The organism is Pedobacter nanyangensis (assembly GCF_003313505.1).
Taxonomy (GTDB): domain Bacteria; phylum Bacteroidota; class Bacteroidia; order Sphingobacteriales; family Sphingobacteriaceae; genus Pedobacter; species Pedobacter nanyangensis.
On sequence record NZ_QMHO01000014.1, the window covers coordinates 1 to 13,889 of the forward strand.

12 protein-coding genes are annotated in these 13,889 nt (G+C 45.2%); 2 read left to right on the forward strand and 10 right to left on the reverse strand.

Annotation, left to right across the window (positions count from 1 at the left end; all coding sequences use genetic code 11):
* Positions 1–225 precede the first annotated feature (225 nt).
* Positions 226–627 carry a hypothetical protein gene (locus DUT71_RS17580; RefSeq protein WP_113663862.1) on the forward strand — a complete coding sequence of 134 codons (402 nt, stop codon included), beginning with the start codon at positions 226–228 and terminating at the stop codon, positions 625–627.
* A gap of 755 nt (positions 628–1,382) precedes the next feature.
* Here the strand turns inward: DUT71_RS17580 and DUT71_RS17585 are convergent.
* From DUT71_RS17585 to DUT71_RS20615, 9 genes are all read right to left on the reverse strand, one after another.
* The gene (locus DUT71_RS17585; protein WP_113663863.1) at positions 1,383–2,039 is read right to left on the reverse strand and encodes a DUF1345 domain-containing protein; all 657 of its coding nucleotides are present in this window, start codon (positions 2,037–2,039) and stop codon (positions 1,383–1,385) included.
* 30 nt (positions 2,040–2,069) lie between these two features.
* Positions 2,070–2,444, reverse strand: a complete 375-nt coding sequence (locus DUT71_RS17590; protein WP_113663864.1) for a response regulator — start codon at positions 2,442–2,444, stop codon at positions 2,070–2,072.
* Positions 2,445–2,450: 6 nt separating this feature from the next.
* Positions 2,451–2,843 carry a Crp/Fnr family transcriptional regulator gene (locus DUT71_RS17595; protein ID WP_113663865.1) on the reverse strand — a complete coding sequence of 131 codons (393 nt, stop codon included), beginning with the start codon at positions 2,841–2,843 and terminating at the stop codon, positions 2,451–2,453.
* A gap of 309 nt (positions 2,844–3,152) precedes the next feature.
* A complete protein-coding gene (locus DUT71_RS17605) occupies positions 3,153–5,198 on the reverse strand; it encodes a heavy metal translocating P-type ATPase (protein WP_113663867.1) in 2,046 nt (681 codons plus the stop codon).
* 19 nt (positions 5,199–5,217) lie between these two features.
* On the reverse strand, positions 5,218–5,685 hold the full coding sequence (locus DUT71_RS17610) for an MgtC/SapB family protein (protein WP_113663868.1): 468 nt from the start codon (positions 5,683–5,685) through the stop codon (positions 5,218–5,220).
* 14 nt (positions 5,686–5,699) lie between these two features.
* On the reverse strand, positions 5,700–6,581 hold the full coding sequence (locus tag DUT71_RS17615; protein WP_113663869.1) for a bestrophin family protein: 882 nt from the start codon (positions 6,579–6,581) through the stop codon (positions 5,700–5,702).
* A 155-nt stretch (positions 6,582–6,736) separates the two neighbouring features.
* Positions 6,737–8,005: an efflux RND transporter periplasmic adaptor subunit gene (locus DUT71_RS17620; RefSeq protein WP_240186977.1), complete on the reverse strand. Its 1,269-nt coding sequence runs from the start codon at positions 8,003–8,005 to the stop codon at positions 6,737–6,739.
* Between the two features lie 34 nt (positions 8,006–8,039).
* Positions 8,040–12,356 (reverse strand): CusA/CzcA family heavy metal efflux RND transporter, encoded by a 4,317-nt coding sequence (locus DUT71_RS17625; RefSeq protein ID WP_113663871.1) that lies wholly within the window; start codon positions 12,354–12,356, stop codon positions 8,040–8,042.
* 138 nt (positions 12,357–12,494) lie between these two features.
* Positions 12,495–12,827: a DUF6660 family protein gene (locus tag DUT71_RS20615; RefSeq protein ID WP_113663872.1), complete on the reverse strand. Its 333-nt coding sequence runs from the start codon at positions 12,825–12,827 to the stop codon at positions 12,495–12,497.
* A gap of 641 nt (positions 12,828–13,468) precedes the next feature.
* On the opposite strand from DUT71_RS20615, the gene DUT71_RS20405 reads away from it, so the two are divergent.
* Complete coding sequence (locus DUT71_RS20405; RefSeq protein ID WP_205313985.1) at positions 13,469–13,645, forward strand: DUF2188 domain-containing protein; 177 nt, start codon at positions 13,469–13,471, stop codon at positions 13,643–13,645.
* Between the two features lie 61 nt (positions 13,646–13,706).
* Here the strand turns inward: DUT71_RS20405 and DUT71_RS20500 are convergent, their stop codons facing one another.
* On the reverse strand, positions 13,707–13,877 hold the full coding sequence (locus DUT71_RS20500) for a hypothetical protein (RefSeq protein WP_240186978.1): 171 nt from the start codon (positions 13,875–13,877) through the stop codon (positions 13,707–13,709).
* Between the last annotated feature and the right edge of the window lie 12 nt (positions 13,878–13,889).

A 13,889-nucleotide genomic window follows, 5' to 3' on the forward strand; every position in this document is an offset into this window, starting at 1 on the left:
GGGTGACCAGCTTGGAACGAAAGGCAGTGGTTACTTTCAACGAAATCTACATCCAGAGTCTGAGCATCACGATGAAAATGAACATCACGACAAAAACAAAAAGTAGTCTAATGAAAGGACAGGGCATAAAACCCTGTCCTTTCATATTATCATTTTGTTAAATCTAATCTTGAAACCTCTCTGGATTTACGATCAATACTAACTTTCCCTATCTTTGGATAACAGATGAGGATTTACATAACCATATTGCTACTACTGGCCAAGGTACTGACACTTGGACCATCGTTGGCCGATCACCATCATCACTACAATCACAGTTCCGCGACTGCCCTTGCCCACAACCATCATCACGATAATCAGAAACAAAAATTCGAGGAAGATATCTTAGGTTTCCTTTTCTCCAATTTCGACCATGGACAGGGACTTGACAGCTATATAGGTACGGGAAACAACAGCAATCTCCTAATCAAGAAGGCTGACGCATTACCTACGGTAATGCCCTCACTATCATCGGTCATCAAACAATTCAGAAAATCCGCTGCCAGGTATTCTAACGGTGAGAAACGACCATTCGATCATCACTACCGATACCAAGATCAACTCCGGGGCCCTCCCGCAATTTCATAAAAGGCCGAGCCATTTCTGTGTTCCCATTGGAACCGTTCTTTTCCAATTTATCGGAGGAGGAGACCGTCTTCCTATACAACTTACCGTCGATATCCACGAAAAACTATCTATAAGTCCACTGGTATGAAGCGGAATGGCATAAAAGTTCCCCGGGCCAAAATTTCCCATAAATGACTATGATAAATCGGAATGGAAAGCCCTTTTCTGATCTATACATTTAATACTTTATTAAACCGACAAAATTCCATCCCTGTCATTGGCGGGATCATCAGAACATATGCAAAAAATAAAGAGCGGACTTAAGAAGGTAAATTCCGCAAAACAAAGACATCGAGTAGAAAAAGTCCGTTATTATATTAACGGTTTGTTTTTTCTCCTTGGTTTCATTGGCATTATCGTACTCATTCATTTTGCAACAAGATCCAAACACGTCCATGTCAGCAATATCACCATTGACAATGTCAGAAAACAAAGAACCGTATAATAGACCAGATAAAAAAACCTGGAAAGGATTTATCCTCTCACATAGAACTGAAGCCATCCTCTTAAGTCTTCTTTGGATTGCCTATCTAATTTTCGTAAGCGAATTTTTATCGAAATGAAATATCAACAACAGAAGTTAATACAGCCTGTTCCCATATGAAACTATTGAAAAATATATTAGCCGCAATAGGGGCAATCCTAGCACTTGTCGCCCTGTTCCTACTGTACTCCCGTCCCAATAAATGAATGACGGACAAAACAAAGACCTATAGCTAGTTGTCGATCAGGCCAGATACGATATTGACCGTAAGTGCTACGATCAATGTATTGAACGCAAATGAGAAAACACTGTGCAACATGGCGATCCTCCTGACGTGTCTGGAAGCTATCTGTACATCCGAGACCTGAAAGGTGCACCCAATCACAAAAGAGAAGTACATAAAATCCATATAGTCCGGTTTGGCAGTGCGGGGAAATTCCAGGGGTGTATCATGTCTACTATAATACAGATGTGCATACTTGAAGGCCAGCGTAGTGTGCACCAGCACCCAAGAGGCTGCAACCGAGAGTAGACTGAAAAGTATGTGTAGGATAAGGTCCAGTCCAGTTTTGGTTTTGGCCGAAGAATACAGGAGCACCACAGCTACCAGGCTTGCTGCCGCCGCAATAAGGATAAAGATGGTGACCGTAGCCCTGCCGGCATCCTGTTTGTCGGCAATCTTATTGATTTCATGGGGTTCGCAGGTTAGGGCGGTGATCCAACATAGGGACAAATAAAGTATAGCAAATATAACCCACGCAGCCATGCTGCTTGCCGCGACAGGTTGTGTAATACCGATGATAAGGCCACTACAGACTGCAGTCGCCCCACAAATCCCCAAACGGGTACCACTTTTCAGACCATTGACGATTTTTGCTGTAGAATTCATTTCTTCGAATTGATTTAAAATTTTCTTCCACTACTTTTCTAAACTACCATTGGTTTTAATTAGATATAGTACATCCCTGCGTACAGCGAAAATATCAAACGGCTTACATATCATCAGATCTGCACCGCTGAGATCATCTTTCCAATCGATGGACAGTGCCGACATGAGAACGACCTTTAAGGGAACAAAGCGTTGGTCAGCCTTGATCAGTCTGCATATATCGCGGCCATCAACACTCCCAAGCCTGACATCTAACATTAGTAGATCGGGATTCCATTCCATCAACAGTTCATCGAGCCCCGCAGGATCGGACAGGAACCCGAGTTCGACATTGTCATCCTGGAAAATAAATGAAAATATCGAATGGATATCCTCATAATCATCTACAACGAGTATTCTCTTCATACAGGATTAGGCTCGCAATATTTTCCCCAATTGACAAAAAGCGGGAGAAAGGCCAATCAGCTTTCTAATGGATTCGTTGGAAAGTTCCCATACTATCAGGTCAGAAAGCGCCTTTATCGTTGTAAGGGAGGGACTGGTCAAACTGAAGCTTGCACGACACAGGCACCATTCCCCTTCGAGATAAAAACCTTGGATAAATTCTCTGTCCTCCAACAATCCAAATTCGCAGATACTTCCGGAAACGACATAGTACATTGACCGACATACATCCCCAACTTCCAAAAGACAGTCCCCTTTTTTGAAATTCCTTGTTCTCACCTCTGTTCTGAATAGATCGACATCATTGGAAGAGAATTTTCCAATGCCGACTAACAATCGGTTCAGTTCTTCTTTAGTCATTGTCACCTGTACGGTTAACCCCAAACACTATAAAAGGCTCAGGCAGTAGCCTAACATATACTGCCTGAGCATAGTCTCGGCCTCAATGTGACTTGTGCTGCAAATCACCACTTACGTGCCTGTAATAATGTTTGGCTGTTGAAATTACCGCTAGAAGCAGAATCAGTCCAGCTATCATCATTAACAGGATTTTCCATAGCCGATATTTTTTGACAGGCATTTTCTCATTTCTGGTCCCTGGCGCCCTGAACAGTGGGTGGTCGAATTCTGAACCTCCCTTATATCGCTTGTTCCGTTTCTTCATCCCACCTATCCAAATTTCATCCTCTGTATCCTCACCGCATTTAGGATGGCAATCAGAGCTACGCCCACATCAGCAAAAACCGCTTCCCACATTGTCGCTAGTCCACCAGCACCGAGTACCAGAACTACAGCTTTCACGGAAAACGCAAGTATAATATTCTGCCAGACAATCTTTTTAGTCTGTTTGCCAATATTGATAGCCATTGGAATCTTGCTTGGCATATCATCCTGTATAACCACGTCAGCGGTTTCTATCGTCGCATCACTACCGAGACCACCCATCGCCATACCAACATCACTCAGGGCGACTACCGGTGCATCATTCACTCCGTCACCTACGAAAGCTACGCTCTCGTTTCTTGCTTTTAATTCTTTGACCTTGTTCACCTTATCTTCGGGCAAAAGGTCTCCGAAGGCATTATCTATGCCCAACTGCTTAGCGACGTAGGCTACTACGGAACTCTTATCCCCGCTCAGCATCGTAGCCTTGACACCCAGTTCATGCAGTCTTTCTATAGTCCGCTTAGAATCCGACTTAATGCTGTCGGCAATAGTAACGTAGCCCGCAAATTGCCCACCGTAGGCCACGGCGATGACGGTATACACGATTTTAGAAGGATCTAAACTGTACCTGATCTGGAATTTATCCATCAATTTGAAGTTCCCGACCAAAAGATCCTTTCCGTCAACTGTGGCTTTAAGACCATGTCCGGCAATCTCCTCCACATTGGTCAGCTTTACCGAACTGTCCACTTCGCCAACATGGTTATGAATTGCCGTGGCTACGGGATGCGTACTTTGGCTTTCCAATGCATTCACCAGCTTAAGTACTTCCTGTTGATCAAAACCCTCTTCAATGGTTACCTGTTGTACCTTGAAAACGCCCTCGGTCATTGTTCCGGTCTTGTCCATCACCACATTTTTTACTGTAGCAAGGATATCCAGGAAATTACTGCCCTTGAAAAGAATACCGTTTCGACTGGCAGCTCCAATTCCTCCAAAGTATCCCAAAGGTATAGAGATTACCAGTGCACATGGACAGGAAATTACCAGGAATATCAACGCCCTATATAGCCAATCCCTGAACACATAACCTTCAACAAAGAAATAGGGAAGCACACAGATCCCTATGGCAAGAAGTACCACGATTGGGGTATAGATTTTCGCAAACTTGCGGATAAAAAGTTCAGTTGGAGCTTTTTGTGCAGTTGCATTCTGCACCAGCTCAAGAATCTTGCTTAACTTACTGTCTGTGTAGGCAGTATCTACCTTTACTTGGCTAACGGTATTTAGATTGATCATACCGGCAAGTACCGTTTCACCCTTATTTTTGGTGTCAGGTTTACTCTCCCCCGTCAGGGCGGCTGTATTGAAAGATGCGGACTCCGAGATAAGCTCTCCGTCCAATCCAAGCTTTTCCCCAGGCTTAAGCTGTATTATGGCTCCTATCTCGACCTGCTCTGCTTTAACCAGGCGGGGCTTTCCATCCTCCAATATTGTCACTTCATCCGGACGTTGATCCAAAAGGGCCTTGATGTTACTCTTTGCCCTAGAAACAGCGAGCGTCTGGAAAACTTCCCCTACGGCATAGAACAACATCACCGCTACGCCTTCAGGATATTCCTTGATGATAAATGCGCCTAAGGTAGCAATACTCATTAGAAAGAATTCCGAAAATACTTCTCCCTTGCTGATACTACCAATAGCATCTTTGATGACAGGTAGTCCAACAGGCGCATAGGCAGCTACGTAAAGTGCAACCCGCACCAACCCGGTAAACCAAGGCTGCGGAATAAAATTATCTAGGGCGATACCGATCAGCAGCAAGGCTAACGAAATGATAGACGGCAGGAAAAGTTGGAATGTACTTTTATCGGTTACATCGTGGTTGTGACCATCGTCATCACTATGTTCATGAGCGTGATCATGCCCATCACCATCGTGGTGCTTATCTTTTAATAAATCCTTTGCACCCGCATTATCATAGATTTTTTCTGTCTGGTTGCAGCAGAGCTGTTTGCCCTGTGCATCATACTTATGCTTATGTTCCATGTGATTTAGTTTTTATGATTTATAACTCAGTGTTTTCATCGTTCTGTTTGCTCTTGAAAAGGACTTTCAAAAAGCGCTGATACCAAGAAAATTTATTGATAGCAAAGATCAACAGGATGATCAATGTGGATGCGACAGCAATGACAAACATATTCAATGCAATAGCCACCCCTATTGCCGAAGTGGACCAAAGTCCAGCAGCTGTAGTCAGGCCCTTTGGTGTATTTCTCTCATCCCGAAAGATGATACCTGCACCGATAAACCCCAAGCCTGTGGCGATGGCCGCCAACATCCTTGAAATAGCCGATTTATCCTCTGTAAGATGGGCAGCTACCGAAACAAAAAGGCAGGCAGCCACGCAGATACAGGCAAATGTCCTGATACCTGTATACTGGTGCTCCCTCTCCCTTTCAATCCCTACAATCCCTCCAAGAATTAGGGCCAAAAACATCTTGCCCGAAAGCAACAGCTCAAATTCAATATCCATCGGTCCTTTATTGACTACATTTCAAAATATTGGTAATTCTTTGGTTTCGCAGGTACGTCCCTGTCTCCGATCATTTCCAGCAGATTGATTTCTATGGTCTGTGCTAATGAGGTCATGGGCGTATCAACCGGCGTATTTTCGAACGGATCCTGCATGATAATAGCTGTCTTTTCGATCATGATAAAGAGCAAAGGCACCAATATGGTCAGCAATATCTCAACAGCGAGTTGCGAATCTTCCAGTCCAAAAGGCAAGATGGCAGCAAATACATAGATCAGCGTATGTACCAGCACGCTATATGACCTTGGAAATACAGTATTCTTGATACGTTCACATTTCCCCATGCTATCACAGAGCCTGGCCACGGTTTCATTGAGTTGTATCTGCTTGAAGTCCGATATCATAGATTCGGCCGCCATCTCCCTGATCTTTTCGGAATGCTGGTCCAATAAAGCATTGGGGATGTTCACGGCACTGATCTGGTGGGCATTCAGATAGCTTTTCACTTTTGGAGAGAATTCTTGTCTCCGCAAAGCCTCACCAAGGGCATATACCCAAACAATCTGTGTCTGAACAAATTCCTTTGTGATTACTTTCTGTTTATCGGGAACAAACTGTTGTACCTGCCTGATCAACGTGCGTGAATCATTAACTATCGCGCCCCATACCGTCCTGGCCTCCCACCAGCGTTCATAGGATTGCGCAGTCCTGAAAGCGAGCAGAAGCGAAACCGCTGTCCCCACCAAAGCGGGAATGCTCAGGGGAAGACTTATTTTCTGGAATGTTGGATGAAGATCCAACAGGCCAATGGAGACCGCAAATACAACGATCAGAGCTAGCTGTGAGCCGATACCTTTAACGAAATACCAGATCGATATTTTCTTGTTCAATAACATAAATTATAGTTTTATATCTTCAATTTACCGATTACCACTTCTAGACCTTACTGATAACAACTTTATATTATACATGTTCTGTTCACACCATTAAATCAATTTATTAGCGATTTAGGGGAGGATGCACAAGGCACCTTCCCCCTTCGCACCTAACACTAATGTTCGTGCCCCCCAGCATTGCTTAATTTGGCATTGATGAAGAAAGCGCCCTTGGTTACTACCTTTACATTTTTAGGCAATTGGCCCACCGGTGTAATCGCAGTATAGCCCAACTCCGAAACACCTTTGGCAACCTCAATTTTTTCAAAGTTCATATTAGCACTATGGCCTTTATTTTCCGCAAAATGGTCATGTTCCTCTCCTTCCTTATGCGCGTCCGTCTTTCCCTGTCCTTCGCCTTCGGCTTCGGGCTGTTTATCGGTATGTATGAAAATATAGAACTTACCATCTGCCTCCACTATCGCCTCATTAGGTACAGTTGGCGTCATTGCCTTGTCTACGCTCACCATACCGGTAATATTCATCCCATCAATAAGGCCGGCCTTATTTCCTGTGACCGTACAGTGGACCGCAATGGTCTTGCTCTCATTCTCGAAGGAAGATCCGATATTGAACACCTTTGCCGTGTAGGTTATCTGTGGATTATTGGTTACCGTAAAATTCACCAGTTGGCCTACCTTAATGAAAGGAAGGTCCCTTTCGAACACCTGCAGATCCAAATGTATCAGACCGTTATCTACGATTTCCACTACTGGCGAAGAAACGTCCACGTAGCTTCCGATCTTTGCAAACTCCGCACTTACCGTTCCGCTTACCGGACTGGTTACAGATAACGCCGAGGTCAGGGTAGCTGCAGAGATCGAAGTAGGGTTGATCCCCATTAACTGCACCTGTTTGTACAGTGATGCCTTTCTCGCCTTTAGGGCGTTAAGTTCGGACGTAGCATTCTGTAGGTTCTTTAAAGCTCCCGCATTTCCTGCATTAAGTTCACGCTGGCGTTGGAGTTCCTGTTCGGCCAATGTAATCCTGCTGCCAATGGTCAGATATTCTTCCTGCAATTGGACAAACTGTGGATTCTCGATCGTAGCAATCACCTGTCCCTTACGGACATAATCTCCCAGCTGGACCCTCAAGGTTTTTACCACTCCACCGTAGAGCGAAGTCGCATTGGCCTTGTTGTTATTCGGCACCCTTAAGGCACCGTTTGCCTTGATGGTAGCGGTCAGGTTCTTGAGTTCAATGGTCCCCACTGTGATACCGACCGATTTGATCTGTTCCGGGGTAAGGGAGGCAATCGTCGAAGACCCCTCTTCACCATGTCCTTCCTCTTTCGCAGCTGCGGGCTTTTCGGCTTCCTTGCCAGGTTTGCTCCCTTCACCTTCTGTCTGTTTTCCTCCACAACTGTTCAGTGTGATTACTGTCACGGCGAAGAATAATATTCTAAAAACAAGTTTCATCTTATTTATTATTGTAGTAATTGAATTGGATAGCTGATTGATTGTATTGGTTAAGTACGTCAAGATACCCCTGACGGATACCAATGGCTTGGCTAAGGAACTGCCCTAGCTCGGCGAAACTGATTTCGCCCGACCTGTAGCTGAGGGTCGCTGCAGAAATGATCTCTTCGGCCTGTTTCAGGCCAGAGGTCTCATAAAATTCAAGCAGCGAACGGCTCTTCTCTATATCGGCAACCGCATTGGCGCGTTGGGTCTGTAGCTGTAGGGTCTGGTATGCCAAGGTCTTTTCCTGTACCTCTCTTTCGGCATTGGCCACCTTGACCTTATTGCGATAGGCGCCTCCCCCAAACAGTGGAATTGCTGCAGTTACCGAAAATCCGGTAAAGGGATCATTGGCACCCCATAGGCGCTGGCTGAAGAACCTTCCAGAAAACTCGGGCCTGTTGGTATTCTTCTGAACCGAAATATTGGAACTGGCGATATTCACATTCTGTTCCTGTAGGGCCAATAAGGGATGTGAGGCAGCAGTAGCTGTAGTCTCCACGCCAACCTTACCTAGCGGTTGGGCAACGGGCAACATCCATTCGTTGAGGTTCAGCAACATCATCAATTGCTGCTGCTGGATGGTCATCTCCTTTGTATTCTGCAAAAGCTGCGCCTGTATCTCCCTCATCTTCGCTTCGGCGGCAACCCTGTCCAAACGTGCCACATCTCCCGTCTTTACGCGTACTTCTGTGGTCTTGAACAGCATGGTGTAAACACTGTCCAGACGTTTATAGAGCATCTGTCTATCCTGTAGGAACCACAATTGGTAATAGGCCGTACGGACATCCCTCCTAATTGCGGCGTTGATGACCTCACCATTAAGCTCCGCGTATTTCAACTGTGCGTTCAGATAGTTCTTCCTAGCGGCATATAGACCAGGCCATGCGATAGCCTGCGAAACCCCGATCTTTAGGATACCCACTTTATCGGAAGGACGATAATCTTCGTTCTCTGCAAATATGCCCGTCTTCGGTATCTCATAAGCTGTTTTCGTATTCAGTCTTGCGCTTTTGACCTCGGCCTCGTTGACACCAAGCTGTTGGTTGCTCTTCAAAGCGGTACCAACAGCATTTTCTACCGAAATCCGTTGTTGGGCATTTGCTGAAGACGCACCGATCAAGAACAAGACCATTGTCGCAACAACAGTTTTCCTGCCCAATCTGCCCTTAATTTTCATACCACTATCAAAAATGATATAGAGCAACGGCAGAACGAATAGGGTTAGGAAAGTAGCGGTGATCAGACCACCTATTACTACAGTGGCCAAAGGTCTTTGTACCTCGGCACCTGCACTGGAGCTGATGGCCATTGGCAAAAATCCAAGAGAGGCCACCGTGGCGGTCATCAGCACTGGGCGAAGACGGGTAATAGCCCCCTCTTTTACCCTTTTTAATATATCTTCCATTCCCTCTTTTTTCAATTGGTTAAAGGTTCCTATCAATACGATACCGTTGAGTACCGCTACGCCAAAGAGCGCGATAAATCCGATCCCCGCACTGATACTAAAAGGCATACCTCGCAACATGAGCGCAAAGACACCTCCAATAGCACTCATCGGAATAGCCGTGAATATCAATATGGCCTGTTTGAACGAACGAAACGTAAAATAGAGCAGCATAAAGATCAGAAGTAATGAAACGGGTACCGCGATCATCAAACGTGCGCTCGCCTTTTGTAGGTTTTCGAACTGACCTCCATAGGTAAAGTAGTAGCCAGATGGCAGCTTGATCTTTTGTGCCAACTGTTGCTGGATATCGGTCACCACACTCTGCACGTCACGTCCGTCGACATTGAAACCGATTACGATACGGCGTTTCCCCGCTTCACGGCTGATCTGTGCGGGTCCCAACTTATACGCTATGGTTGCTACCTGAGACAAAGGGATCTGAAGCCCCTTACTGGTAGGGATCATTAGGTTGCTCACATCTTCTATACCACTCCTGTGTGCACTGTCCAAACGCACTACCAGGTCAAAACGTCTTTCATTTTCATAAACCTGCCCAGTACTTTTTCCGGCAAAGGCCGTACTAACTACGTCATTGACATCCTGAATAGCAAGTCCGTAATTGGCGATACGGGCACGATCATACTCAATATTGATCTGCGGAAGACCGCCCACACGTTCTACTTGCGGAGAGGTTGCCCCCGGTACGCTCTGGATTACTTCGCTTACCTCCTTGGCATAATTCGCGAGCGTATCTATGTTCTCACCGAAGATCTTCACTGCCACATCCTGTCTGATACCAGTCATCAGTTCGTTGAAACGCATCTGTATCGGCTGGTTCTTCTCAAAGAAAACGCCCGGTATCACTTCGAGTTTCTCCATGATGGCCTCAGCCAGTTCTTCATAGCTCCTTTCCGTTTTCCATTCTTTCATTGGTTTGAGCACCACCATCAGATCGGTAGCCTCCGGCGGCATAGGATCGGTAGGCACTTCTGCGGCACCGGTCTTTCCAACTACCATTTTCACCTCGTCGAACTTTTTGATGATGCGGGAGGCCTGCATCGAGGTCTCGATACTCTGGTTCAGGGAACTTCCCTGTGGCAGGATACAATGAAATGCAAAATCCCCCTCCTGTAACTGCGGAATGAACTCGCCGCCCATTCGGCTAAAGAAGAATATGGAAACAGCAAACAGCACCACTGTCGCCCCAACTACGTAATATTTGATCTTAATTACCTTCTCCAGCATCGGTCTGTAGACCGCTTGGAGTTTCTCCATCATCTTATCACTGAAATTCTTTTTATGGCTTGGCTTTTTCGAAAGGAAAAGTGCACACATCATAGGAATATAGGTCAACGAAAGGATAAGCGCACCAAAAATAGCGAAACCTACAGTCTGCGCCATCGGTCCGAACATCTTACCTTCCACACCAACCAATGTTAGGATCGGGATATACACGATCAGTATAATGATCTCTCCAAATGCTGCACTGGTACGGATTTTTGAGGCCGAGGTAAACACCTCTTCATCCATCTCACCCTGGGTCAGTTTGTTCATAGATTTTCGCAGTCCCAAATGGTGCATCGTTGCTTCCACAACAATTACCGCCCCATCGACAATAAGACCGAAATCGATGGCACCCAAACTCATCAGATTGGCGCTTACCCCAAATACGTTCATCATGCCCAAGGCAAAAAGTAATGCCAAAGGAATCGCCGAGGCAACGATCAGACCAGCCCTCAGGTTACCAAGGAAGATCACCAGTACGAAGATTACGATCAATGCCCCCTCGATCAGGTTTTTCTCAACAGTAGCTATAGCCCTTCCCACCAGATCGGTACGATCTAAATATGGTTCGATAACCACATCATCGGGCAGGGAAGCTTGTATGGTCGGCAATTTTTGTTTGATCCTCTTTACAACTTCGTTACTGTTCTCCCCCTTGAGCATCATCACAACGCCACCTACGGCATCCACCTCCCCATTATAGGTGAGGGCACCGTACCTCACAGCACTTCCGAACCTTACATCAGCTACATCATTGATATAGATAGGAACGGTTCCCGAGTTTTTGACCACAATCTTTTTCACATCATTCAGGGAATTTACCAGACCGATACCCCTGATAAAATAGGCATTCGGTTTTTTATCGATATAGGCGCCACCAGTGTTCTGGTTATTCTTTTCCAGTGCGGTAAAGATTTCTGGGATACTTACCCCCATAGCCCTGAGCCTGTCCGGATTAACGCCTACCTCATACTGTTTCAACTGTCCGCCGAAACTATTCACCTCGGCAATACCTGGGGTTCCATATAGTTGTCTGGCTACGATCCAGTCCTGCATTGTACGCAGATCCTTGGCATTATATTTCTTTTCACTTCCCTTTTTGGGGTGTATGATGTACTGGTACACCTCCCCAAGCCCGGTGCTCACGGGTGCCATCTCTGGCGTTCCCACACCCTGTGGGATTTTATCTACGGCCTCTTTCAATCGCTCATTGATGAGCTGACGGGCAAAATAGATGTCTGTCTTCTCGTCGAAGACCACAGTGATCACCGAAAGACCGAAACGCGAAATACTACGTATCTCTTCAATTCTAGGTACATTGGCAATACTCTGTTCTATTGGAAAGGTCACAAGCTGTTCCACTTCCTGGCCTGCCAGCGTTGGACAGGTGGTAAATATCTGTACCTGATTGTTAGTGATGTCCGGTACGGCATCTATCGGCAGTTTGGTTGCACTCCAACCGCCCCAAATTATAAGAACCAAGGTCATTAGACCGATAATGATCTTGTTCTTTATACTGAAATAAATGATCTTATCTAACATTATTGTTCTGATTAATAACTAATAGGACTTCCCGCAATCCAAATAAATAATGAATGGATGCGGTCGAAAAATAAAGTATACGCAGAAATGGCCACAAAAAGTGGCATATGCGGACTTCATTTCCGAAAAAAGTAATAATTAGCTATTAAGCTTGGGCGGCTGCCAGATGCTTCCATAATAATTGGAAACAAAACGTTGATCTGTGAAAAGGAATTTCAGTTCCTCGTATACAGGTTTGGGATCTTCCTCTTTATTTGCTAGGAATTTGCTATCGATAGTCGTATGACAACAGCTACAGTTACAGAAGGGGCTACAATTATCATTTACATCTGACCTATGACTATGGTCATCGGCAATTTCAACCCTTGTTTGCCTCTGTTGTGCTGACTTACATTCATTATAGGCATCACTGCACGGAAGCATCATCATGCCCGCCAGATAGATTACCATTATGAATGCGATATATTTCATATGGCACAAATCTAAACATTATTTTAAAAAACCAAATATTTTTATAAAATCGTACATCTTTAAAATGTCATAAAAAATAAATTGTGCGTTTTGGCGTTAACATGAACGATTTGTAGATGGGAATGATACTATAAATATTTATACTTTTGTACCGATATGAAGGCCGCCGTTTTGCTATTTCTTTCCATCTTGTTGCTACAGTTATCCTGGCCGTGCCAGGATCTGCTTGCGGCCGAGCCGGACTATCCGATGGACAGCCAATCGCTGATGGCATCTTCATCTGCCGATGAGGGTTTCGTAAAATTTGACGAATGCAGTCCATTCTGCCAATGTGCCTGCTGTTCCACACCTTCCCTGACGTATTTTACTACGCTGAACGCCCCCTTGATTATTACTGATCAAAATACATTCCATAACGAGCAAACCTGTGATCCCACGTTACAGGCAAGTATCGGCATTTGGCAGCCCCCCAAGCTGTAGGCTGAATTTTATTGCTATTGTTTTTTACAATCGGTAGCTGCTATTTAGTCAATCCCTGTACCATGCCAGTTGTGTCTGCCCAATTTAGGGAGCATAACCGAGAATGGTAAAAGGCTTCTTTTTATCTGTACCCTTAGTGGACAAAACCTCTATATATTTCTATGGAATGGACAATGGAATATTTCCCATTGGAAATGGACGACCTGCAGCCAAAGGTCAGGCAAAAGGCTATCGAGATAGCCAACAAATTAATACGTGATGGAAGACAGTCCGACCCTCATCTGATCCGCCAGGCCATTGCCCAGGCCGAGGAGTGGTTTTTAAACCTTGAAGGCTAATCTATCCCAATTTCGATCGCTTGATTATGATTTACCACAACAGATCAAACAGCCTGACACGTTACAGTGCACTCAGGCTGTTCATATTATTTTTCGTGATTGCATCCCTAGGTCTACGGATCCTATTGATGGCCATTTCATCCACCGAGTCGGGACTGAGCTTAGCCCAAGTTTTGGTCACGTTGACAAAGGGGGCAGTATACGACCTTACCGTCGCTATCTGCTTTACCATACCCTATGCTGT

Bases quoted from the DNA above. Each gene is read 5' to 3' on its own strand.
- DUT71_RS17580 (WP_113663862.1), top strand. From the start codon at position 226: ATGAGGATTTACATAACCATATTGCTACTACTGGCCAAGGTACTGACA.
- DUT71_RS17585 (WP_113663863.1), bottom strand. From the start codon at position 2,039: ATGAATTCTACAGCAAAAATCGTCAATGGTCTGAAAAGTGGTACCCGT.
- DUT71_RS17590 (WP_113663864.1), bottom strand. From the start codon at position 2,444: ATGAAGAGAATACTCGTTGTAGATGATTATGAGGATATCCATTCGATA.
- DUT71_RS17595 (WP_113663865.1), bottom strand. From the start codon at position 2,843: ATGACTAAAGAAGAACTGAACCGATTGTTAGTCGGCATTGGAAAATTC.
- DUT71_RS17605 (WP_113663867.1), bottom strand. From the start codon at position 5,198: ATGGAACATAAGCATAAGTATGATGCACAGGGCAAACAGCTCTGCTGC.
- DUT71_RS17610 (WP_113663868.1), bottom strand. From the start codon at position 5,685: ATGGATATTGAATTTGAGCTGTTGCTTTCGGGCAAGATGTTTTTGGCC.
- DUT71_RS17615 (WP_113663869.1), bottom strand. From the start codon at position 6,581: ATGTTATTGAACAAGAAAATATCGATCTGGTATTTCGTTAAAGGTATC.
- DUT71_RS17625 (WP_113663871.1), bottom strand. From the start codon at position 12,356: ATGTTAGATAAGATCATTTATTTCAGTATAAAGAACAAGATCATTATC.
- DUT71_RS20615 (WP_113663872.1), bottom strand. From the start codon at position 12,827: ATGAAATATATCGCATTCATAATGGTAATCTATCTGGCGGGCATGATG.
- DUT71_RS20405 (WP_205313985.1), top strand. From the start codon at position 13,469: ATGGAATGGACAATGGAATATTTCCCATTGGAAATGGACGACCTGCAG.
- DUT71_RS20500 (WP_240186978.1), bottom strand. From the start codon at position 13,877: ATGGTAAAGCAGATAGCGACGGTAAGGTCGTATACTGCCCCCTTTGTC.